The 20658-nt window shown below is 62.5% G+C and carries 21 protein-coding genes; 10 read left to right on the forward strand and 11 right to left on the reverse strand.

Annotated features, from left to right (window positions below; genetic code table 11):
• Nucleotides 1-97 precede the first annotated feature (97 nt).
• Nucleotides 98-490, forward strand: coding sequence for a response regulator (locus N1058_RS11380; RefSeq protein ID WP_265517658.1), 393 nt, complete (start codon nucleotides 98-100; stop codon nucleotides 488-490).
• Here N1058_RS11380 and N1058_RS11385 read toward each other — a convergent pair.
• Nucleotides 473-1024, reverse strand: coding sequence for a sigma-70 family RNA polymerase sigma factor (locus N1058_RS11385; protein ID WP_265517659.1), 552 nt, complete (start codon nucleotides 1022-1024; stop codon nucleotides 473-475). The genes N1058_RS11380 and N1058_RS11385 overlap by 18 nt on opposite strands.
• Nucleotides 1025-1027: 3 nt before the next feature.
• Nucleotides 1028-1372 carry a NepR family anti-sigma factor gene (locus N1058_RS24220; RefSeq protein ID WP_420847975.1) on the reverse strand — a complete coding sequence of 115 codons (345 nt, stop codon included), beginning with the start codon at nucleotides 1370-1372 and terminating at the stop codon, nucleotides 1028-1030.
• Between the two features lie 82 nt (nucleotides 1373-1454).
• Here N1058_RS24220 and N1058_RS11395 point away from each other — a divergent pair, with 82 nt between their 5' ends.
• The 3 genes from N1058_RS11395 (at nucleotide 1455) to N1058_RS11405 (ending at nucleotide 2844) form a co-directional block, all read left to right on the forward strand.
• A complete protein-coding gene (locus tag N1058_RS11395) occupies nucleotides 1455-2252 on the forward strand; it encodes a response regulator (RefSeq protein ID WP_265517660.1) in 798 nt (265 codons plus the stop codon).
• Between the two features lie 203 nt (nucleotides 2253-2455).
• Nucleotides 2456-2623, forward strand: a complete 168-nt coding sequence (locus tag N1058_RS11400; RefSeq protein ID WP_265517661.1) for a DUF1328 domain-containing protein — start codon at nucleotides 2456-2458, stop codon at nucleotides 2621-2623.
• A gap of 47 nt (nucleotides 2624-2670) precedes the next feature.
• A complete protein-coding gene (locus N1058_RS11405) occupies nucleotides 2671-2844 on the forward strand; it encodes a hypothetical protein (protein WP_265517662.1) in 174 nt (57 codons plus the stop codon).
• 65 nt (nucleotides 2845-2909) lie between these two features.
• Here the strand turns inward: N1058_RS11405 and N1058_RS11410 are convergent, their stop codons facing one another.
• From N1058_RS11410 to xylF, 3 genes are all read right to left on the reverse strand, one after another.
• Nucleotides 2910-3701, reverse strand: coding sequence for an ATP-binding cassette domain-containing protein (locus tag N1058_RS11410; protein ID WP_265517663.1), 792 nt, complete (start codon nucleotides 3699-3701; stop codon nucleotides 2910-2912).
• Nucleotides 3702-3718: 17 nt separating this feature from the next.
• Nucleotides 3719-5032, reverse strand: coding sequence for a sugar ABC transporter permease (locus N1058_RS11415; protein ID WP_265517664.1), 1314 nt, complete (start codon nucleotides 5030-5032; stop codon nucleotides 3719-3721).
• A gap of 107 nt (nucleotides 5033-5139) precedes the next feature.
• Nucleotides 5140-6183 carry a D-xylose ABC transporter substrate-binding protein gene (gene xylF, locus N1058_RS11420; protein ID WP_265517665.1) on the reverse strand — a complete coding sequence of 348 codons (1044 nt, stop codon included), beginning with the start codon at nucleotides 6181-6183 and terminating at the stop codon, nucleotides 5140-5142.
• A gap of 180 nt (nucleotides 6184-6363) precedes the next feature.
• On the opposite strand from xylF, the gene N1058_RS11425 reads away from it, so the two are divergent.
• The 3 genes from N1058_RS11425 to N1058_RS11435 are packed head-to-tail and all read left to right on the forward strand — an operon-like array spanning nucleotide 6364 to nucleotide 10656.
• Complete coding sequence (locus N1058_RS11425; protein WP_265517666.1) at nucleotides 6364-7608, forward strand: ROK family transcriptional regulator; 1245 nt, start codon at nucleotides 6364-6366, stop codon at nucleotides 7606-7608.
• Nucleotides 7605-9029, forward strand: a complete 1425-nt coding sequence (locus N1058_RS11430) for a cytochrome c family protein (RefSeq protein ID WP_265517667.1) — start codon at nucleotides 7605-7607, stop codon at nucleotides 9027-9029. Before N1058_RS11425 ends, N1058_RS11430 begins: the two co-directional genes overlap by 4 nt.
• A 1-nt stretch (nucleotide 9030) precedes the next feature.
• Nucleotides 9031-10656 (forward strand): FG-GAP repeat domain-containing protein, encoded by a 1626-nt coding sequence (locus N1058_RS11435; RefSeq protein WP_265517668.1) that lies wholly within the window; start codon nucleotides 9031-9033, stop codon nucleotides 10654-10656.
• Between the two features lie 6 nt (nucleotides 10657-10662).
• On the opposite strand, the gene phoB is transcribed toward N1058_RS11435, so the two are convergent.
• From phoB to N1058_RS11465, 6 genes are all read right to left on the reverse strand, one after another.
• Nucleotides 10663-11352 carry a phosphate regulon transcriptional regulator PhoB gene (phoB, locus tag N1058_RS11440; protein WP_265517669.1) on the reverse strand — a complete coding sequence of 230 codons (690 nt, stop codon included), beginning with the start codon at nucleotides 11350-11352 and terminating at the stop codon, nucleotides 10663-10665.
• A gap of 13 nt (nucleotides 11353-11365) precedes the next feature.
• Nucleotides 11366-12073 (reverse strand): phosphate signaling complex protein PhoU, encoded by a 708-nt coding sequence (gene phoU / locus N1058_RS11445; protein ID WP_265517670.1) that lies wholly within the window; start codon nucleotides 12071-12073, stop codon nucleotides 11366-11368.
• 48 nt (nucleotides 12074-12121) lie between these two features.
• Complete coding sequence (gene pstB / locus N1058_RS11450) at nucleotides 12122-12937, reverse strand: phosphate ABC transporter ATP-binding protein PstB (protein WP_265517671.1); 816 nt, start codon at nucleotides 12935-12937, stop codon at nucleotides 12122-12124.
• A 14-nt stretch (nucleotides 12938-12951) separates the two neighbouring features.
• Nucleotides 12952-14244 carry a phosphate ABC transporter permease PstA gene (gene pstA / locus N1058_RS11455; RefSeq protein ID WP_265517672.1) on the reverse strand — a complete coding sequence of 431 codons (1293 nt, stop codon included), beginning with the start codon at nucleotides 14242-14244 and terminating at the stop codon, nucleotides 12952-12954.
• 4 nt (nucleotides 14245-14248) lie between these two features.
• Nucleotides 14249-15628, reverse strand: a complete 1380-nt coding sequence (gene pstC, locus N1058_RS11460; RefSeq protein WP_265517673.1) for a phosphate ABC transporter permease subunit PstC — start codon at nucleotides 15626-15628, stop codon at nucleotides 14249-14251.
• Between the two features lie 81 nt (nucleotides 15629-15709).
• A complete protein-coding gene (locus N1058_RS11465) occupies nucleotides 15710-16744 on the reverse strand; it encodes a substrate-binding domain-containing protein (RefSeq protein WP_265517674.1) in 1035 nt (344 codons plus the stop codon).
• Between the two features lie 448 nt (nucleotides 16745-17192).
• Here N1058_RS11465 and N1058_RS11470 point away from each other — a divergent pair, with 448 nt between their 5' ends.
• The 3 genes from N1058_RS11470 (at nucleotide 17193) to proX (ending at nucleotide 20509) form a co-directional block, all read left to right on the forward strand.
• Nucleotides 17193-18419 (forward strand): quaternary amine ABC transporter ATP-binding protein, encoded by a 1227-nt coding sequence (locus tag N1058_RS11470; protein WP_265517675.1) that lies wholly within the window; start codon nucleotides 17193-17195, stop codon nucleotides 18417-18419.
• Nucleotides 18420-18449: 30 nt separating this feature from the next.
• Nucleotides 18450-19382, forward strand: coding sequence for an ABC transporter permease (locus tag N1058_RS11475; RefSeq protein ID WP_265517676.1), 933 nt, complete (start codon nucleotides 18450-18452; stop codon nucleotides 19380-19382).
• A gap of 98 nt (nucleotides 19383-19480) precedes the next feature.
• Nucleotides 19481-20509, forward strand: coding sequence for a glycine betaine/L-proline ABC transporter substrate-binding protein ProX (gene proX, locus N1058_RS11480; RefSeq protein WP_265517677.1), 1029 nt, complete (start codon nucleotides 19481-19483; stop codon nucleotides 20507-20509).
• The last annotated feature ends 149 nt before the right edge of the window (nucleotides 20510-20658 follow it).

The raw sequence follows: 20658 nt of genomic DNA on the forward strand, positions 1-20658 counted from the left end.
CGGGTGTGCGCTATGTCATTTTTAAATGACAGTACTCCGGATTGGTGAGACATGTACACGCGCAACGGTGATAGCATCTTCATTTCGGGGTTCTCGGTTGAAGCAGAAATTGTTGGACGGCCTGCGGATCATGCTGGTCGAAGAGGAAGCCCTTATCGCCATGGATATGGAGCAGCTTTGCTACGACCATGGTGCTGCCCGGGTCACGTCATTCGGCACGCTCTCCGATGCCGCCGCACATGCGGCCTCGGCGCCGGTCGACGCCGCCATTCTCGACATCAGACTGCAGGGGCAATGGGCAACCGAGCTCGGTCATACGCTCGCGGCCCGTCGGGTTCCCTTCATTTTCGCGACGAGCTATACGGACGCCGAACCGATCTTCAGTGAATTCCCGGGGACGGCTATCGTCCCCAAGCCATATTCGGACACAGAACTCCTGCAGGCCCTTGTGCAAGCGGCGAGCTCGCTCCGGTCACGCGAGAGCAGCTGAATTTGTGACCTGGGTGCTTATGGCATCCGGCCCGAAATCGCCCTCGCCTTCGATGGCCAGGATTTCCTGAAGGCGCGCCCGGGCCCGGCTGACACGGCTCTTGATGGTGCCCACGGCGCAGCCGCAGATCTCTGCGGCTTCCTCGTAGGAAAAGCCCGAGGCGCCGATCAGGATGATCGCCTCGCGCTGATCTTCCGGCAGAAGCGCGAGTGCCTTGCGAAAGTCGGCCAGATCCGACGAACCGTCCTGACTTGGATGGACGGACAGACGTGCGGTCATGCTTCCGTCGACATCCTCGACCTCACGTTTGCGCTTGCGCATTTGCGAGTAGAACTCGTTGCGAAGTATCGTGAAAAGCCAAGCCTTCAGATTGGTACCCGGCTGAAAGCTTGCCTGCTTGTCCCACGCCTTCACAAGCGTTTCCTGGACGAGATCGTCGGCCCGGTCGGCATTCTTCGACAGTGAAACGGCGAATGCCCGCAATGTGGGGACCGCTTCCAGCAAACCCTCTCGAAACCCGTTAGCCGCCGCCATGCACTAATCCTTTTCAGTCGTTGAGGACGGACCTTCACGTTCCTCGAGCTGACTGAGCAGACTGGTGAAGCGGTCGGGGATCTTTTCGGAGACGATGTCGTCGTAATATTGCTTCAGCTTGCGCGCTATTTCGCTATTTGCGCCAAGCGGATCCGTTCCGTTTTGCCGCTTCCGCGCATCCCGGATGGTTTCGAACTTTCTGTGTTCCATCTTTTTGTCTTTGCCCGCTTCAGACCCCAATTGTCTCACCAATCTTTTACCCGATGCCCGCGGTTCGCAGGCATCAATTCGGTATTCAACTGCCGCAATATAAAAAAGGTTCCATCGTGCCGGAACCTTTTTTGGCAAAAGGCGTTATCCGTGGTCCTTGGGATGACCCGGCTATTGTTTATAAGAATGCAACTTCGATTGATCGAGGGAGACTATAGAAGTGAGTTTGTCAGCGAGAATTGCCCCCCAGCTTCCATATCTGCGCCGGTTCTCGCGTGCAGTTTCCGGCTCCCAGGCCAGTGGTGATGCACTGGTGGCGGCAACGTTGGAGGCGTTGATCGCCGATACGTCGATTTTTCCCAGAGCGTCGGACGATCGTATCGCGCTTTTCAAGCTGTTCGCAAAGATGTTCGGCGCGCTTGACGTTCGCGTGCCGGAGTCCGTGCCCACCGCGGCGTGGGAACAACGTGCGATAACAAATCTGTCCACACTGGCGCCGCTTCCTCGCCAGGCATTCCTCCTTGTCGCCGTAGAGGGGTTCGACCAGACACAAGCTGCCGAAATCCTGGACATCGACAGCGACCGGCTGAACGGCCTCCTGCAAGAGGCGAGCGACGAGATTTCGCGCCAGGTGGCGACCGATATCATGATCATTGAGGACGAGCCGCTGATCGCCATGGACATCGAGGAGATGGTCGAAAGCCTGGGTCACCGGGTGGTCGGCACCGCGCGCACCCATGGGGAAGCGACCAGGCTCTTCAACAAGACTAACCCGCACATGATCCTGGCCGACATACAGCTTGCCGATGGGAGCTCCGGCATCGACGCCGTCAACGAGATCCTCAAGTCGCACCCTGTACCCGTGATCTTCATCACCGCGTTTCCCGAACGCCTGTTGACGGGCGAACGCCCGGAGCCGGCATTCCTCGTGACCAAGCCGTTCAACCCGGACATGGTCAAGGCGCTCATCAGCCAGGCGCTCTTCTTCGACAGCCAGGCACGCAGTTCGGCGGCCTGACGACGCCTCTTCGCCTCCGTCACCCCAAAGCCGCCCGCCAGGGCGGCTTCTTGCCGGGAACCATATGGTGACCGTGGGAGTTTCCCCAAAGTTCAACCAGGGTTATTCCAGTAAGGTGGGAACATCCTGGCAGGATTACATGAAACAAATGAGTAGATCATCTGCGTTTCTGTGAAATGTGGAGTGATCCAGGGAGACGCATCATGCTTTATTGGGCACTTGTATTTTTGGTGGTCGCACTGATCGCCGGCGCGCTGGGCTTTGGCGGTATTGCTGGCGCATCGGCAGGCATCGCGCAGATCCTGTTTTACATATTCCTGGTTCTGCTCGTCGTCTCGCTGGTCCTTGGCCTCTTCAGGCGTGCGCGATAGGATCGACGCGCCAAACCGCACGGAACTACGATCCGTAAGGAGCAGAGATGAATGAGATGTTGCGGAATGCCGAAGACGCAGCGCGTCGGGCGATGGTCAACGTAGACGAGGGTGACCCTTTGCCGCCCGGTCCCAACTACGGCCCGTTCGGCTACTTCCGACTGGCACTTCTGATCCTGGCCGCCGTGGTGGCAGTGCTCCTGATCGTAAGTATCGTTTAGGAGAGTATCGAAAAAGGAAACCTGGCAAAGGGCCGGCACTGTGGAGCCGGCCCTTAGCCTTCCGCTCAAGCCGCCGCGGCTGACTGAAGAGCGCCAGGTCCGGGCACCGCTCCGGGCGGGCATTTCCCGAGGATGATCATTCCCAGCACCTCGTCTTCGGTCACATCCTTGGTGCTGGCGGTACCCACCACCTGGCCGTTCTTCATGACGACAACCCTGTCGGCGAGATCGAACACGTCATGGATGTCGTGGCTTATTAGAAAAATGCCTATGCCGTCTTTCTTGAGCTGGCGCACCAGGTCGGAGACCTGGGCCGTTTCCTGCGGTCCGAGCGCGGCGGTCGGCTCGTCCATGATCAGTATGCGCGCGTCGAAATAGATGGCGCGGGCGATGGCGACAGACTGGCGCTGGCCACCCGAGAGCCGGCTGACCGGCTCCTTGAAGCGCTGGAAGCGCGGATTGAGCCGACCCATGACCTTCCGGGTTTCCGATTCCATGGCAACGTCGTCGAGCGTGCCCCAGGGCGTCATCAGTTCACGGCCAAGGAAGAGATTTGCCGCCGCATCCACATTGTCCGCCAGCGCGAGGGTCTGGTAGATCGTCTCGATGCCGTACCTTTTAGCATCGCGAGGATTGGTGATCTGCGCTTCCTCGCCCTCGATGACGATCTTGCCCGCATCGCGCTTGTAGGCGCCCGACAGGATTTTGATCAGCGTCGACTTGCCCGCGCCATTGTGCCCGACGAGGGCCACAACCTCGCCCTCATGCAGGTCCACCGAAGCATCTTCGACGGCGTGAATACCGCCAAAGGCGATCGAGATGTTCTTCATCTCGACGAGCGGTGTTTTCTTTTCCATTGCTCTTTCCTCCCCGCTCACTGCACACGCTTGCGGTAAATCGAGTCGAGCCAAACGGCGACGACGAGAACCAGCCCCACGACGATGTTCTGCAGCGGCGTGTCGACGCCCAGCAGGATCATGCCGGTGGCCAGCGACTGCATCAGGACGGCGCCGATCATCGCGCCGGCGATCGTGCCGACGCCGCCGCCCAGCGACGTTCCGCCGATGACGGCGGCCGCAATCACCAGAAGCTCGTCGAGGGTACCCATGGCATTCGTCGCCGCGTTGAGCCGCGCCGTCGAGATCGCCGAGGCGATGGCCACCAGGACACCCATGAGAATGAATATCTTCATCACCACCCAGCGGGTATTGATGCCGGCCAGTTCCGCCGCCTCGGGGTTCCCACCGATGGCGAAGACGTAGCGGCCGAAGCGCGTGCGCAGGGTGATGAAGGACATCACGACGCCGACGCCGAGGGCGATCAGCACCGGAATGGCGATGCCGTGGGCGATGAACAGCCCGCCATCGGGAACGGCGATGTTGTTCTCTTCCGCATAACGGCGCACGATGCCGCTAGGCCAGGGATAGGAATTGACCACCCAGACGAAGCCCAGGATAAGCGCGCAGCCGACGGTGCCGAGAAAGCCCTCGGCCCACAGCGGACGCAGCGGGAAGTGGAACTTGCGCCGCTGATTGCGGCTGACGACGAGCGAGACGACCAAGGCAGCGCATGCTATCAGACCGACGATCCAGCTCCAGGTCGAGCCGATCGCGCCCTGCGGTCCACCGCCAATGAGGCGGAATGTCGTATCCATCGGCGCCACGGTCCGCCCGCTCGTCACCCACCAGGCGGCACCCCGCCACACAAGCAGCCCGCCCAGCGTGACGATGAAGGCCGGGACGCCCAGGAAGGCGATGATATAGCCCTGCACGGCGCCGATCACTGCGCCGACGAGAATGCCCATCCCGAGCGCCAGGACCCAGGTGGCCGGATGCCCGAAGCCGAGGAGATCAGGCAGGAACTCGGTCTGCGTAACGCCCATCACCATGCCAATGAAGCCCAGCAGAGAGCCCACCGAAAGATCGATGTTGCGCGTCACGATGACCAGCACCATGCCTGTCGACATGATGGCGATCGACGCCGACTGAACGGATAGGTTCCAAAGGTTGCGTGGCGTCAGGAAGAGGCCATCCGACAGGAAATGGAATCCGAGCCAGATGACGGTCAGCGCTCCCAGCATGCCCAGCATGCGTGTGTCGAGTTCGGTGGCCTTCAGGAAGCGCCGCGCCGCGCTGCTGGACGATGCGGACGCACCCTGCCCCTGTACCTCAGACGTAGCTTCCGCCATCTCGGTCCTTCCCCTTCCGCCGCTAGATCTACCACGCGGCCGTTCTTTCTCTTAAAGAAACGCCGCGGTCCATCCGGCCGCGGCGTCTCAACCTGTTATTCGGCAGATCAGCCGCAGACGTCTACCTTACCAGCTTCGACACCCTGACACACCACATCCTTCGAAACCCAGCCTGCGTCGATCACGACATCGAGGTTGTCCTGGGTGATCGGAACCGGCTTCAGGAAGATGGCATTCATCTCGACGCCATTTGGACCGTCGGCCCAGGTAACGGCACCATCGACGTCGGCCATGGCCGTGCCCTCGGCGAGTTGGTTGGCGATCTGTGCGGCCGCCTTGCCGAGTTCGCGTGCATCCTTCCACACCGACACGGTCTGCGTGCCGAGCGCGATGCGGTTGAGCGCGGCGTGGTCGCCGTCCTGGCCGGAAACCGGAACCGAACCCGCAAGGCCCTGCGCCTCGAGGGCGGCCACGACACCGCCGGCCGTGCCGTCGTTGGAAGCAACGACCGCGTCGACCTCGTTATTGTTGGCCGTCAGGATCTGCTCCATGTTCTTCTGCGCGTTAGCCGGCAGCCAGCCATCCGTGTAGGCCTCGCCGACATTCTTGATCTTGCCGGAATCGATCGCCTCCTGGAGCACTTCCATCTGGCCGGAGAACAGGAAATCGGCGTTCGGATCGGACGAAGAGCCCTTGATGAAAGCATAGTTGCCCTCGGGCTGGACTTCGTAGACGGCACGCGCCTGCATGCGTCCGACTTCCTTGTTGTCAAAGGTGAGGTAGAAGGCGTTGGGGTTTTCGATCAGGCGGTCATAGCCGACCACCGGGATGCCCTCGTTGACGGCCTTTTCAACCGCCGGGCCGATGGCCGAGGAGTCCTGCGCCAGGATGATGAGCGCGTCGGCGCCCTGGGCAATCAGCGCCTCGACATCGGTGAGTTGCTTGGAAGCCGAAGACTGGGCGTCGGCCGATACATACGAATTGCCATCGGCCTCAATCTGCGCCTTAATGGCAGCTTCGTCGGTCTTCCAGCGCTCTTCCTGGAAATTGGACCAGGAAACGCCGATGGTCTTGCCCTCTGCAAGGGCCGCCGTCGAAAGCGAAAGTGACAGCGTAAGACCCGCCAGCACGGCGGCGACAGACTTCTTCATGATTTTCCTCCCAGCGCCCAACGGCGCGACAATAATGGCTTTCACCAGGAAGCTCATTTTTTCGAGCCTCGAAAAAAAGAATGACTCACGTTTCTTGCCGTGTCAATATGGCTTTGGTGGTGGGATCGGACATTGCTTGCCGCGTAAGTAGTGTCGTACCCGCTGGGAGGAGAAGACTTGATGACGGTCGGAATCCGTCACGACGAGATGCGCAAGCGCAATCGGGCGATGGTCATTGCCGCAGTCCGACAGGCGGACCGTCCCTCGCGCACGCATATCGCGCGTGTGACAGGCCTCAGCCATTCCACCATCTCGGCCATCGCTGCCGATCTCATCGAAGAAGGCATTATGCGTGAAGCGCCGCCCGGCGAAGCTGCCGCCCCCAGGCGCGGACGGCCGCAAATCGCGATTGCGCCCGATCCCAATGCCGCCCGCGTCGTCTGTCTTCTGCTTTCCTTCAACAGCCTGTCGGCGGTGCTGGTGGACTATTGCGGCGCGCCCATCGCAAGGCACAGTCACCGCCTGCCGACGCTGGCGCTAAGCCGCGAGGAATTGATGGGCGCGACCGTGGAGGCGGTACGCAAGGTCACGGCCGGCCACGGCCCGATCCTGCGCATCGGGGTCGCCGTCCAGGGCATTGCCGATTCCGCAGGGAAGGAAATGCTGTGGTCGCCGATCACGCCCCATGCAAATGTTTCCCTCGGCCCCGTGCTGGAGGAAACCTTCGCTGTTCCCGTGACGGTCCACAACGACAGCAATCTGATCGCAGTCGCGCTGCGCTGGCGTCGCCCCGAGCGCTATCGGGATAATTTCGTGGCTATCCTCCTGTCCCATGGTATCGGCATGGGGCTGGTGCTGGACGGCCACATGTTCAAGGGCGAGCATTCGTCCGGCGGCGAGTTCGGCCATATGAACCACCGGCCGGATGGGCCGCTTTGCCGCTGCGGCAAGCGCGGCTGCATCGAAGCCTACGCGGGCAATTACGCGATCTGGCGGCGCGCCCATGGCAAGAGCCCGATGGAAAAGCCCGTCGCCGACATCGACGCGTCGGAGATGGAGGCTCTCGCGAATGCCGCCAGGGACGGCGATGCGCGAGCCAGGGAAGCCTTTCGCGAAGCGGCCGAAGCGCTGGGCTACGGGTTGGGCAATCTCTTCGCGCTGATCGACCCGGCGCCCATCGCCGTCGTCGGCCAGGGTACAACCGCATTCGACCTCCTGGAACCGGAGATACGCCGGTATCTCGCGCAGACAGCCGGCGGCCAACATGCCGACGCCATCAGCTTTGAGGCGGAGAGCAACGAGGTTCCCCTGATAGAGCACGGATGCGCGATGACGGCATTGACCAGCCTGGACAGAGAGTATTTTGCGCCGGCCCTCCACTTGGCATTGCCGGTCGGCGCCCCCCGAAGGGAGGACGTGGCATGAGCCTCGACATGTGGAGAAAGGTCGCACTTCTGGGCGCTGCGCTTTGCACGACGCTCGCGCCCATGGCCACCGCGGAGCCGTGGAGTGAGGCGGTAATGCCGGGGGCGGTCGAACAGGACACGCTCGCGGGCAAGCTCGGCCGCGCCGCGCTCGACACGCTGCGCGAGCGCGGCGAGCATCTTTTCATCGGACATTTCACTCCGACGGACGGCGTGGGCCGGCCTTTCGCCACCCAGGCGATCGTGCCGACCAAGCGCAAGCGCCCTCCCCAGAACGGCTTTTTCCGGTCCGCAGGGATGGACGCAAATTCCTGCGCCGGCTGCCACAACATGCCCATCGTCGGCGGGGCCGGGGACTTCGTCACCAATGTCTTCGTGTCCGAAGGTTTCGAAAGCGCCGATTTCGACAGCCTTAACCCCCAGTTTTCCAATGAACGCGGCTCCAACCATCTCTTCGGAGCCGGGCTGATCGAAATGCTCGCCCGTGAGATGACTGCCGACCTGCGCGAGACGCGGCGGCGGACCCTGGCGGCGGCGCGTGAGACCGGCGAGCCGGCCACAGCTGCCCTCGCCAGCAAGGGCGTCTCCTTCGGAACGATCACCGCCGAGCCTGACGGTATGCTGGATCTTTCAGGCGTCGAGGGTGTCGACGACGATCTGGTCGTGCGCCCGTTCAGCCAGAAGGGTGTGATGACGTCGATCCGGCAATTCACGGTCAACGCGCTCAACCACCACCATGGCATGCAGGCCACCGAACGCTTCGGCCAGCGCTGGACCGGCGAGCGCGACCATGACGGAGACGGGGTCGAGGACGAAATCCGCGACGGCGACATTTCCGCGCTGGTGGCCTGGCAGGCTGGGCTGAAGGCGCCCGTCATCCTTGAGCCCGAACAGGCTGAATGGAAGGCGGCAGCCGCGCGCGGCAGCGCCCTGTTCGATGCCATGGGCTGCGTCGCATGCCACAAGCGGGCCTTGCCGCTGAACTCCCTCGAGTTCGCAGACCCCGGCCCGCTGGACATGGCGGGAACGCTGCGCGACGGCGAACTGATCGAGCCCGTGACCTACGATCTGGGGCTGCTCGAATGGGCGAGTACCCTTCCCCGCGACGCCGAAGGCAATGTGCTGGTGCCGCTGTTCGGCGATCTCAAGCGCCACGTTATCGCCGATCAGGAAGTGGCCGCGCTCGGCAACGAACTCCTTGCCCAGCGCTTCGTCGAACGCAATGTCTTCATGACCGCCGAACTCTGGGGCGCAGGCTCGACGGGGCCCTATGGCCACCGCAACGACCTGCCGACACTGGACGAGGTGATCCGCGCCCATGGCGGCGAAGGGCGGGCCGCGCGCGACCGCTACGTCGCCGCCTCCGGCGAAGACCGCACGACGCTCGTTGCCTTTCTGAAGGCTCTGGTGATCGAGGAATAACATGCGGACGACGATTGCGATAACAGCCCTACTGGCCAGCGCCCCGACGAGCCTCGCCGACCCCGTCAGCGACATTCCCGTGATGCAGGAAGAGGCCCTCGAAGCCGGCATCGACCACGCCTATCGGGGCCCCTGGGAATATTTCGTAGGCGGCGGCGCGGCCTCCTTCGACTGCAATGACGACCGAATGCCGGATCTCCTCATCGCGGGCGGAAAACTGCCCTCCAAGCTCTACATCAATCGGAGCAGGGCCGGCGGCCACCTCCGTTTCGAGACGGCAGAGACCGGACTGAAGCCCCGCGATCTGGAAAAAATTCTCGGCGCCTATCCACTCGATATCGACAATGACGGCCACCAGGACATCGTACTTCTGCGCCTCGGCGAGAACATCCTCTTGAAAGGCGGGCCGGAATGCCGCTTCGAGCGCGCCAACGAGGCGTTCGCCTTCGAGGGTGGGCGCGAATGGACCACCGCCTTTTCCGCCACATGGGAGGAAGGCAGCGCCTATCCGACATTGGCCATCGGCAATTATGTGGACCGCACCGCCCCCGGCGCGCCCTGGGGCACCTGCCACGACAACGCCCTGTACCGCCCCGCGCAAGGCGAAAGCGGACCCCTCTATGACGGCCGCGCGCTGACGCCCGGCTATTGCGCCCTGTCCATGCTGTTCACCGATTGGAACCGCTCGGGCACGCCGGACCTGCGGATCACCAACGACCGGCATTATTATCGCGGCGGCGAGGAACAGCTCTGGCATGTGGAGGCGGGCCGCGCGCCCCGGCTGTTCAGCCGCTCGGAGGGCTGGCGGCACCTCACGATCTGGGGGATGGGCATCGCCGAGGGCGACATCGACGGCAACGGCTACCCCGAATATGCGCTCACCTCGATGGGCGACACCAAGTTGCAGCGCCTCGACGAGGAGGCGGCGGAAGACCGTCCGATCTACACCGACATCGCCTTCGAGCGCGGTGCGACAGCACACCGGCCCTATAAGGGCGAGGATCTGAAACCCTCCACCGGCTGGCATGCGGAGTTCGCCGACTTCAACAATGACAGCCTGCTCGACCTCTTCATCGCCAAGGGCAATGTCGAGCAGATGCCCGATTTCGCCACCGTCGATCCCGACAATCTGCTGCTCGGCCAATGGAACGGCTCCTTCGCCGAGGCGGGCGGCACGGCAGGCATCGGCCTGCCCACCAAGGGCCGCGGCGCGGTGGTCGAGGACTTCAATGCCGACGGCCTGCTGGACCTTCTGGTGATCAACCGCGAACAACCCGTATCCCTGTTCCGCAATCTCGGTGCGAAAAGCAAGGCAGGTCCGAGGCCGGGCGGCAACTTCGTCGCCATAGAGCTGGCGCAGAAAGGCCCCAACCGGAACGCGGTTGGCGCGCTCGTCTCCGTGAAGATCGGCACCCGCACGGTCAACCGTACCGTCCAGATCGGCGGTGGGCATGCCTCCGGTCACTCGGGGTTCATCCATGCCGGCGTCGGCACCTCTGAACGCGCCGAAATCCGTGTCAAATGGCCCGACGGCGAATGGAGCCCGCCCTACCGTGTGTTCGCCAACAATTTCGTGCGGATAGAGCGCGGCGCGGTGGAAGCGGGATACTGGTACCCGCCGGAGTAGCCGCTCCTACGCTTCCCGGATCGCATATCCTGCACCGCGGATAGTGCGTATGACATCCGGCATGCGACCCTGATTCACCGCCTTGCGCAGCCGGCCGACATGTACATCCACGGTGCGCTCGTCGATATAGATCGTCTCGCCCCAGACATTGTCCAGAAGCTGGCCGCGCGAGAAGACGCGGCCAGGATGTTGCATCATGAATTCCAGCAGGCGGAATTCCGTCGGGCCGAGCCTGATTTCGCTCTTGCGGCGATAGACCCGATGCGATTCCCGGTCGAGCACGATGTCGCCCACCTTGAGCACCGTCGACAGCACTTCCGGCTTTGCGCGGCGCAGAAGCGCGCGCACCCGGGCGATGAACTCCGGCGTCGAGAACGGCTTGACGAGATAGTCGTCGGCACCGGTGGCAAGGCCGCGCACGCGGTCGCTTTCCTCGCCCCGCGCCGTCAGCATGATGATGGGCAGACGTTCGGTTTCCGCGCGCATACGCAGCCGGCGGCACAGTTCGATCCCCGAGATCGCCGGCACCATCCAGTCGAGGACCAGAAGATCTGGAACGTTTTCCTGAAGGCGGACCTCGGCTTCGTCGCCGCGCGAGATCATCTCGACCTGGTAACCCTCGGCCTCCAGATTATAGCGCAGCAGGACGCATAGCGGTTCGTCGTCCTCGACCACCATGACTTTCGGTGCGATCATCCGCTATTCTCCGCTATCCCGCGCTCGTCATCATTTGCGTCTCGTCCAGTTTCGGCCGCTGGACGGGAAGCTGTTCGCCCGTGAGCACATAATAGGCGTTCTCGGCGATATTGGTGACATGATCGCCGATGCGCTCCAGGTTCTTGGCGCAAAAAAGCAGATGGGTGCATGCGGTGATGTTGCGCGGATCCTCCATCATATAGGTGAGCAGCTCGCGGAAAACGGACGTATAATGAACGTCGATCTTCTCATCCTCGTCGCGCAACTTCGTCAGCGCGTCCGCCTCGCGCTCGACATAGCGCTCGACTACCGATTTGACCTGGACGAGGACCATTTGCGCCATCGCATCGATGGAGTGGGTGAGGCTGCGCGGCGTGGCGCTTTCGCCGACCGCGCCGACCCGTTTGGCGATGTTCTTGGCCAGGTCGCCGATCCGCTCGAGATCGGACGCCATGCGGATGCCGCCAACGACGGCGCGCAGATCCTGCGCCATGGGCTGGCGCTTGCCGATCAGAGTGATGGCCTTCTCGTCCAGATCCCGCTGCTTGGCATCCATGATCGTATCGTCGGAGATGACCCGCTGCGCCAGGGCATTGTCGGACTTCAGAAGAGCCCGCGTGGCATCCTGGGTCATCACGCCGGCAAGATCGCCCATATCGCGGATCAGCCGGTCGATCTGTGCCAGGTCCTCGTCGAACGACGTAACTGTATGCTCGCCCATGAAAACGGTTCCTTGTAAAAACGCGTGCGGCGTCCGGGCTGCGGCCTGTCAGCCGAAGCGGCCTGTAATATAGTCTTGGGTGCGCTTGTCTTCGGGATTGGTGAACATCTTGTCGGTCGGCCCCACCTCCACGAGATTGCCCAGGTGGAACATCGCCGTGCGCTGCGACACGCGCGCCGCCTGCTGCATGGAATGGGTGACGATGACGATGGTGTAGTTCTCGCGCAACTCGTCGATCAGTTCCTCCACCTTGGCGGTGGCGATGGGATCGAGCGCCGAGCAGGGCTCGTCCATCAGGATGACCTCAGGCGACACGGCGATGGCACGGGCGATGCACAGGCGCTGCTGCTGGCCGCCCGAAAGGCCGGTCCCCGGCTCGTGCAACCGATCCTTCACCTCGTTGAATAGGCCTGCCTTCTGCAGGCTCGTCTCCACGATCGCGTCCATGTCGTTCTTGGCGCTGGCCAGACCGTGGATGCGCGGCCCGTAGGCGACGTTCTCGTAGATCGACTTGGGGAACGGATTGGGCTTCTGGAACACCATGCCCACACGCGCGCGCAGCTCCACCACGTCGATGCGCGGATTGTAGATGTCCTCGCCGTCGAGCGTGATATCGCCGGTTACACGGCAGATATCGATCGTATCGTTCATCCGGTTGAGACAACGCAGGAAGGTCGACTTCCCACAGCCCGAAGGGCCGATCAGCGCCGTCACCTGATTTTCCCCGATGTCGAGATTGACATCGAACAGGGCCTGTTTCTCGCCGTAGAAGACCCGGACATCCGACCCGCGCATCTTCACTGCTTCGCGCGCAGGCGTCTTGTCCAGGGCGTTCTCTATGGCGGCATCTGTCAACATGTTCATATCCCTCAACTCCGTCACCAGCGACGTTCGAAGCGTTGCCGCAGGAAGATCGCGAACGCATTCATGAAAATCAGGAAACCCAGTAGCACGAGGATCGCGGCTGACGTACGCGAGACGAAACCGCGCTCGGGGCTGTCCGCCCAAATGAAGATCTGCGTCGGCAAGGCTGTCGCCGGATCCATGATACCACCGGGAGGCGAGGTCAAAAAGGCGTTCATGCCGATCAGCAGCAGCGGGGCCGTTTCGCCAAGCGCCTGCGCCAGGCCGATGATCGTTCCCGTAAGGATGCCTGGAATGGCCAGGGGCAACACGTGATGCAGAATGACCTCGTGCTTGGAAGCGCCGATGCCCAGCGCAGCCTCGCGGATGGAGGGTGGGATCGACTTGAGCGCGGCCCGCGTGACGATAATCATGGTCGGCAGCGTCATCAGAGACAAAACCAGTCCGCCCACCAGCGGCGCCGAGCGCGGCAGACCAAAGATCTGAATGAAGACAGCCAGGCCAAGAAGTCCGAACACGATCGACGGCACCGCCGCCAGATTGTTGATGTTGACCTCGACAAGATCCGTCCAGCGGTTCCTGGGGGCGAACTCTTCAAGATAGATCGCGGCGGCGATGCCGAGGGGGAACGAAATGACGAAGCAGACGAGCAGAGCGTAGAACGAGCCCGCGATGGCGCCAGCCAGGCCCGCAAGCTCGGGGAAGCGGCTGTCGGAGTTCACGAACAGGCCCCAATTGAAGGGCGTCGTTACAAGGCCGCGCGCCTCCAACGTCTCGAACAGCGCGATCTCCGTGTCCGAAACGCGGCGGCGGTCTTCCGGCAGGTCGCGGTCGATCACGCCCTTGTTGAGCTGGTCATACGGATCGGACGCAGGAACCTTGAGCGTGAAGGTCTGCCCGACGAGCCCCGGATTCGCTGTCACATAGTCGCGCACGATGTTGGGAGTGCCGTTCGACAGGATACCCGATGCCACCCGCAATTCGGCCGGACTGTCGGCCTCCGGGAACAGCTTCTGCACGGCTGTGGCGACGACAGCTCGGAAATTGCCGCTGGCCGGGTCGTCCGCCGGCACGTTCTCCGGATCGGCGGTGAACTCGACGGCAACGTGGGTCTGCACGAAGGCCGTGTGCCCGGTGATGATCAACGATGTGATCAGGATGCCGAGCAGGCCGATTGCCGTGACGATAGAGGCCAGGCCGTAGAGGCGCAGGCGCCGGTCGGCGGCATATCGGCGCTTGCGCATCGCCGCGGCCTCAGGCGAGGACCAGTCGAACGGTTTGGGCGTGGTCAATGTGTTTTCGGACATGGGTCTACTCGTATTTCTCGCGGTAGCGGCGCACGATGCGCAGGGCGAGGACGTTCAGGCACAGCGTCGAGACGAACAACACGAGCCCGAGAGCGAAAGCCGACAGCGTCTTCGGATTGTCGAAAGAGGTGTCGCCGATCAGCAGCGTGACGATCTGCACGGTGACGGTGGTCACGCCGTCCAGCGGATTGGCCGTCAGCGTGGCGGTAAGCCCGGCGGCCATGACGACGATCATAGTCTCGCCGATGGCGCGGCTGGCGGCCAGAAGAACGCCGCCGACGATGCCCGGAAGCGCAGCCGGCAGAAGCACGCGGGTGATTGTTTCCGCCCGCGTCGCGCCCATGGCGAAGGAGCCGTCGCGCATCGATTGCGGCACGGCGCGCAACGCATCGTCGGACAGCGAGGAAATAAAGGGAAGGATCATGATGCCCATGACCCCGCCCGCCGCCAGGGCGCTGTTCGGCGAGATGGAAAGGCCGACGAGACTGCCGGCCTCGCGGATCGCGGGAGCAACGGTAAGAACGGCGAAGAAGCCGTAGACGACCGTCGGCACACCGGCGAGAATTTCGAGGATGGGCTTGACGATGCCGCGAAAACGCTCGCTCGCGAATTCGACCAGGTAAAGGGCTGACAGGAGCCCGATCGGCACGGCGACGACGAGAGCGATGGCCGCGATGAGCAACGTTCCCGTGAACACCGGCACGGCGCCGAAAGCGCCTGTTCCGGCCACCTGGTCCTCGCGGATTGCGATCTGCGGTTCCCAATTGAGCCCGAAGAAGAACTCCTGCGGCGGCACCAGCCGGAAGAACTGGAGTGCCTCGTAGGTGAGCGAAACGATAATGCCGATCGTCACCAGGATCGCCACGACGGCCGACGTGATCATGGCGATGTCGAGCGCACGTTCGAAACTCTGCCGCGCGCGAAACTTGGGCGCCATCCGTATGCGCGCCAGATAGAGCGCGATTGCGGAAACGGCCAGCGCCACGACGACCATCGCCCAACCGGCGATCGCCTGCCATCTCTGATACCGCTCGGCGGCGGCAAGAATTTCCGGCGACGGCTCGCTGAAGATGCGCCCGGAGGCGACGTTCTTGATTTCGCTGAGATAGAGCGAAAGGCGCGAGGCCGAGACCCCCTCGGTCACGCTTGCCGGCAGCGATGCCAGAATGAGACGATCGATGAGGCCGTCCTGGGAAAGCAGCCACAAGACGACGAGTATCAGGGCGGGCACCCCCACCCAGACCGCAGCGAAGGCGCCATGATAGAGCGGCCGGGAATGGACCTCCGCTCCATGGGACGCGACAAATCTGCTGGCCGTCGACCGCCCGACATAGAAGGCGACGAGCGACAGCGCGAGGATGGCTAGAAACAAATATCCGGTCACGGCCGTCTGCAATCCCTGGCTGCGTTCAAGTTGGGGCGTGCCGCGCGGAGTGCTCCCCGCGGCACGCTATCGGTATGGCGATTACTGCGTGTAACGCGTAAAGCCCTTGCCATCGATGGCGGCTTCGCGGACCTCGGCGCGGCGCTCATCGGAAAGCGGGATCAGGCCGCGCTCCGACAGATAGCCGCCGGGGCCCATAGCCTCCTCCGACACATACTCTTCCACGAACTCCTGGAGACCCGGGATGACGCCGCGATGCGCGTTCTTCACGTAGAAGAACAGCGGACGCGATACCGTGTAGCTCTCGTCGGCAATGGTCTCCGGTGTCGGCTTGGCGCCGTCCACGGCCACGGCCTTCAGCGTGTCCTGGTTCTCGTAAAGGAAGGAGTAGCCGAAGATGCCGAGCGCGGTGTGGTCGGCCTGCAGGCGCTGAACGATCAGATTGTCGTTCTCGCCGGCTTCGACGAAGGGCCCGTCCGTGCGCATGCGCTGGCAGACTTCATCCTTGCGGTCGCCTTCCAACGCCTCGATGGCCGGGAACTCCTCGCAACCCTCTTCCATGACCAGCTCGACGAAAGCGTCGCGCGTGCCGGAGGTGGGCGGAGGACCGAAAACGGTGATTTCGGCGTCGGGAAGCGACGGATCGATCTCATTCCAGCGTTTGTAGGGGTTGGCGACGACTTCGCCGTCGACTTCCACCTCGGCGGCGAGCGCCTGGAAGATCTGCGCCTTGGAAAGGTCGAGATCGGGACCATCGGCGGCATGAGCAATTGAAAGGCCGTCGGAACCGATCTGCACCTCGGTGATGCTGTCAACGCCGTTTTCGAGGCAGAGCTTGTATTCGCCCTCCTTCATGGCGCGCGAAGCACCGGTGATGTCGGGGTGGTCAACGCCGACGCCGCCGCAGAAGATCTGCATGCCGCCGCCGGTACCGGTGGATTCAGTCACTGGCGCGGCGAAACCGCCGGTGTTGCCGAATTCCTCGGCCACGGCCTGCGTGTATGGAAAGACGGTCGACGAGCCGACGATGCGGATTTGGTCGCGCGCGCTGGCTGCGCCGGCGGACATCGCCGCGGCAACGGCCGCAACGGACGCCGTGAGAAGGATTTTCTGCATTAGGGCTACTCCCTGTTCGGAATTCGATATGACGCCGATATGGGGCGACGAGGAGTCGCTTAAAGGCCCTGTGTAACAGTTCGATGACACTTATGTGTCGCAGTGATTAAGATATTAACGACGGCAGGGTTCGTGCCTATCGAATGCTCTCCTGCCCATCGGTCGGAGACTGGCCCTCGCCGCGTGCCGTGGTCACGCTGCTCCGCGCATACGGTGCGACACTCCCGCCGGGCGCAACTTGCGTGCCACCGCTTCGGAAAAGCATTTTACGGTTGAACCGCGGGGGCAGGCATTCTATGATCATTTAGACAAAAACTTGTCTCTTTTCGGCAATGCCTTGAGCTTATAGAAGCTCTTTCCATTGTTTTTCAGAAGAATTTAAAGGACGGTATTGGAGTTTTTCCAGAGTTTAGGTTTTTATTGCTATAGAATAACAAAAAGAGGCAAAATGAAAGTTAAATTAAGAGCTAGAGACGTCTATAAGGTCTTCGGCGAGACGCCGCAGGACGCTTTGGAACGTCTCAAGCGCGGCGAAAGCAAGGAACAGATTCTCGAGGAGACCGGCCAGGTGGTCGGTGTCCAGGAAGCCAGTTTTGATGTCGAGGAGGCGCATATCTTCGTCGTCATGGGCCTGTCGGGTTCGGGCAAGTCGACGCTGGTGCGCATGCTCAACGGCCTGATCAAACCTACGGCCGGTGAGATACTGGTCGACGAGGACGATATTGCCACCTGTTCGCCGGAGCAGTTGCGCAACATCCGGCGTGAGAAGATCGCCATGGTCTTCCAGCATTTCGCGCTGTTTCCCCACAAGACCATCGCCGAAAACGTCGCCTACGGGCTCAAGATCAAGGGCATGGGGGCTGCCGAGCGGCGCAAGAAGGCGCTTGTCGCGCTCGATCAGGTGGGGCTGGCCGCCTGGGCGGACAACTATCCCGGCGAGCTTTCGGGCGGTATGCAGCAGCGTGTCGGATTGGCGCGCGGGCTGGCGACCGACCCGCAAATCCTCCTGATGGACGAGCCCTTCAGCGCGCTCGACCCCCTGATCAGACGGGAGATGCAGGAGGAGCTTCTGGGGCTGCAGAAGAAGCTGCACAAAACCATCGTCTTCATCACCCACGACCTCAACGAGGCCCTGATCCTGGGCGACAGGATAGCCATCATGAAGGATGGACGTTTCGTGCAGGTGGGTACGGCTCAGGAGATCGTGGCCAATCCGGCGGACGACTATGTCAGCGCCTTCGTGGCCGATATCGACCGCGGCCGCGTCTTCACCGCCGGCCATGTCGCCAACGAGCCGGAAACGGTACAGCTTTCCGCCGGAGCCGATGAGGCGCTTCGCATCATGGAGGAGATGAACCGCAACGCGCTCTACGTGCTCGACGGCGAGAAGATCGCCGGTGTGGTGACCTATCAGGACCTGTCGACGGCAGCGCGCGACAACGGCGATAGCGGCACCGCGCTGGCAGACGTGCTGATCGCCGACTATCCTACGGCCGCCAGACAGGTGCAGCTGTACGAGCTCTACGGCCTGGCAAGCTCCGGCCTGCCGATCGCGGTGATCGACGACAAGCGGCTTGTCGGCGTCGTCGAACCCGAGGCGGTATTCGCCCAGCTTTCCGGCGAGGAACAGCTGATCGAGACGGCCGGCGGAACCGAGACGCGAGCGGCATCATGACAGCCCTGCATCCGGACTTGGGAGGCACGCATGCTTAGCCCATCTGACCTTCTTCTCATCCCCTTCGACGACTGGGTGAACACCCTGGTGCGCGACTTTCTCGTGCCCAATTTCCGACCTTTCTTCCGCGCCCTGCAGGTGCCCGTGACAGCCGTTCTCAATGGCTTCGACACGTTCTTCCAGTTCGTGCCGATGCTTGTCACCACCGCCGCCTTCACACTGATTGCCTGGTATACGGTGAGCCGGGGGCTTGCGCTCTTCACGGTGCTCGCACTCGTCTTCATCGACATGATCGGGCTGTGGCCGCAGACCATGACAACCCTTTCGATGATCGTCACCTCGGTGCTCTTCTGCACCATCCTTGGCATACCGATCGGGATTCTGGCAGCCGGCAGCAACAGGCTGTGGGCGGTTACGCGGCCGATCCTCGACATCATGCAGACGATCCCCTCCTTCGTCTATCTGGTCCCGATCGTCATGCTGTTCGGCGTCGGCATGGTGCCGGGCATCATCGCCACCATCATCTTCGCCCTGCCGCCGATCATCAGGCTCACCAATCTGGGCATCCGCAATGTACGCGGCGATTTGATCGAGGCAGCCGAAGCCTTCGGCTCGACGCGCTGGCAGATGCTGTGGGAGGTACAGTTCCCACTGGCGATCAGGACCATCATGGCAGGCCTCAACCAGACGCTGATGCTGTCGCTTTCGATGGTGGTCATCGCCGCGCTCATCGGGGCCGGCGGGCTTGGGCTCACCGTCTATACGGGGCTGGGGCGGCTCGATGTCGGCGGCGCCACAGCGGGCGGTGTGGGCATCGTGCTTCTGGCGATCATCCTCGACCGCATCACCCAGGCCCTGGGCGAGCAGAACGGTGTTCGCCCTGTATCGCTGCGCCAGACACTGGCTTCGTTGTTCCGTTTGCGCCGTCCCATTGCGGACGAAGCCAAGAAGACGGGTCCATAGGCCCGCTGGGCGGGGGCGCCGTGCCACCGCTTTCGACATGCCGGACGCCCGTGCGTCCGCGTTAGTGAAACAGAAGACGCGAAAGAAGGAGAGGCATCATGCTCAGTCTCAAGAACGCCGTGCCAACCCTCGCTGCCGCCGCTCTCATGAGCGCCGGCGCCCTGGTGCCTGCATTGGCGCAGGACATGCCCGGCGAAGGCAAGACCGTCCAGATGGCGCGCGCCACCTGGGACACCGGCTGGTTCCACGCTGAAATCTACAAGCAGATGCTGGAAGAACTCGGTTACACGGTCGAAGGCCCGACCACGCTCGACAATCCGCCTTTCTATCAGGCCGTCTCTCAGGGAGACGTGGATCTGTGGGTCAATGGCTGGTTCCCGCTGCACAACACCTATCGCAGCACCTTCGAGAGCGGCGCCGAGATCGTCGGAGCAGTGATCGAGGGCGGCGCTCTGGAAGGATATCTGGTCGACAAGGCCTCGGTCGAGAAATTCGACATCAAGACGCTCGACGACTTCAAGCGTGATGAGGTGAAGGCAGCCTTCGACCGCAACGACGACGGCAAGGCCGATCTGGTGGCTTGCCCTCCGGGCTGGGGCTGCGAGATCAATATCGAGCATCACATGGACGCCTATGAACTGCGCGACCACGTAAACCCGATCAAGGCAGGTTACTCCGCTTCAATGGCCGATGCGGTGGCCGCCTATGAAAGCGGCGAGCCTATCCTCTTCTACACCTGGACGCCGAACTGGACCGTCAACGAGCTGGTTCCAGGCGAGGAAGTGATGTGGATCGAGGTGCCGGAGGTCAACCTGCCCGAGAATATGATGGACCTGGCCGACGCCGCCACACTGGCAGGCGTGGAAGGCTGCGTGGCTGACCCCTGCACGCTCGGCTTCCCGGCCAATGACATCGTACCTGTGGTCAACTCCGCCTTCCTCGAAGAGAACCCGGCGGTCGGCGCCCTGCTCAACGCCGCCTCTGTCCCGCTCGCCGACATCGCGGCGCAGAACGCGGCGATGCAGGACGGCGACGACAACATCGAACAGCAGGCATCGGCCTGGATCGAGGAAAACCGCGGGACAGTCGATGGCTGGCTTGAGGCAGCGCGGCAGGCGGTGAACTAGCGCTTGGTTCCGAAAACTGGAAACGATCCAGGCAAATGACCTGGGATTGTTCTCAACAGGAGCCGGCCTGCAGGCCGGCTCCTGTGCCAAGATACAATTACTGCTTGTGGATAATCGGCTGCGGCATGGAAGAGCGATAGGCTGACATG

Origin of the sequence: Nitratireductor luteus (assembly GCF_026162365.1) — a bacterium.
Classification (GTDB): domain Bacteria; phylum Pseudomonadota; class Alphaproteobacteria; order Rhizobiales; family Rhizobiaceae; genus Chelativorans; species Chelativorans luteus.

Excerpts from the sequence above, each read along its gene's own strand:
- N1058_RS11385 (WP_265517659.1), bottom strand. The coding sequence starts at position 1,024 with ATGGCGGCGGCTAACGGGTTTCGAGAGGGTTTGCTGGAAGCGGTCCCC.
- N1058_RS11400 (WP_265517661.1), top strand. The coding sequence starts at position 2,456 with ATGCTTTATTGGGCACTTGTATTTTTGGTGGTCGCACTGATCGCCGGC.
- N1058_RS11405 (WP_265517662.1), top strand. The coding sequence starts at position 2,671 with ATGAATGAGATGTTGCGGAATGCCGAAGACGCAGCGCGTCGGGCGATG.
- N1058_RS11410 (WP_265517663.1), bottom strand. The coding sequence starts at position 3,701 with ATGGAAAAGAAAACACCGCTCGTCGAGATGAAGAACATCTCGATCGCC.
- N1058_RS11415 (WP_265517664.1), bottom strand. The coding sequence starts at position 5,032 with ATGGCGGAAGCTACGTCTGAGGTACAGGGGCAGGGTGCGTCCGCATCG.
- xylF (WP_265517665.1), bottom strand. The coding sequence starts at position 6,183 with ATGAAGAAGTCTGTCGCCGCCGTGCTGGCGGGTCTTACGCTGTCACTT.
- N1058_RS11425 (WP_265517666.1), top strand. The coding sequence starts at position 6,364 with ATGACGGTCGGAATCCGTCACGACGAGATGCGCAAGCGCAATCGGGCG.
- N1058_RS11430 (WP_265517667.1), top strand. The coding sequence starts at position 7,605 with ATGAGCCTCGACATGTGGAGAAAGGTCGCACTTCTGGGCGCTGCGCTT.
- N1058_RS11435 (WP_265517668.1), top strand. The coding sequence starts at position 9,031 with ATGCGGACGACGATTGCGATAACAGCCCTACTGGCCAGCGCCCCGACG.
- phoB (WP_265517669.1), bottom strand. The coding sequence starts at position 11,352 with ATGATCGCACCGAAAGTCATGGTGGTCGAGGACGACGAACCGCTATGC.
- phoU (WP_265517670.1), bottom strand. The coding sequence starts at position 12,073 with ATGGGCGAGCATACAGTTACGTCGTTCGACGAGGACCTGGCACAGATC.
- pstB (WP_265517671.1), bottom strand. The coding sequence starts at position 12,937 with ATGAACATGTTGACAGATGCCGCCATAGAGAACGCCCTGGACAAGACG.
- pstA (WP_265517672.1), bottom strand. The coding sequence starts at position 14,244 with ATGTCCGAAAACACATTGACCACGCCCAAACCGTTCGACTGGTCCTCG.
- N1058_RS11465 (WP_265517674.1), bottom strand. The coding sequence starts at position 16,744 with ATGCAGAAAATCCTTCTCACGGCGTCCGTTGCGGCCGTTGCCGCGGCG.
- N1058_RS11470 (WP_265517675.1), top strand. The coding sequence starts at position 17,193 with ATGAAAGTTAAATTAAGAGCTAGAGACGTCTATAAGGTCTTCGGCGAG.
- N1058_RS11475 (WP_265517676.1), top strand. The coding sequence starts at position 18,450 with ATGCTTAGCCCATCTGACCTTCTTCTCATCCCCTTCGACGACTGGGTG.
- proX (WP_265517677.1), top strand. The coding sequence starts at position 19,481 with ATGCTCAGTCTCAAGAACGCCGTGCCAACCCTCGCTGCCGCCGCTCTC.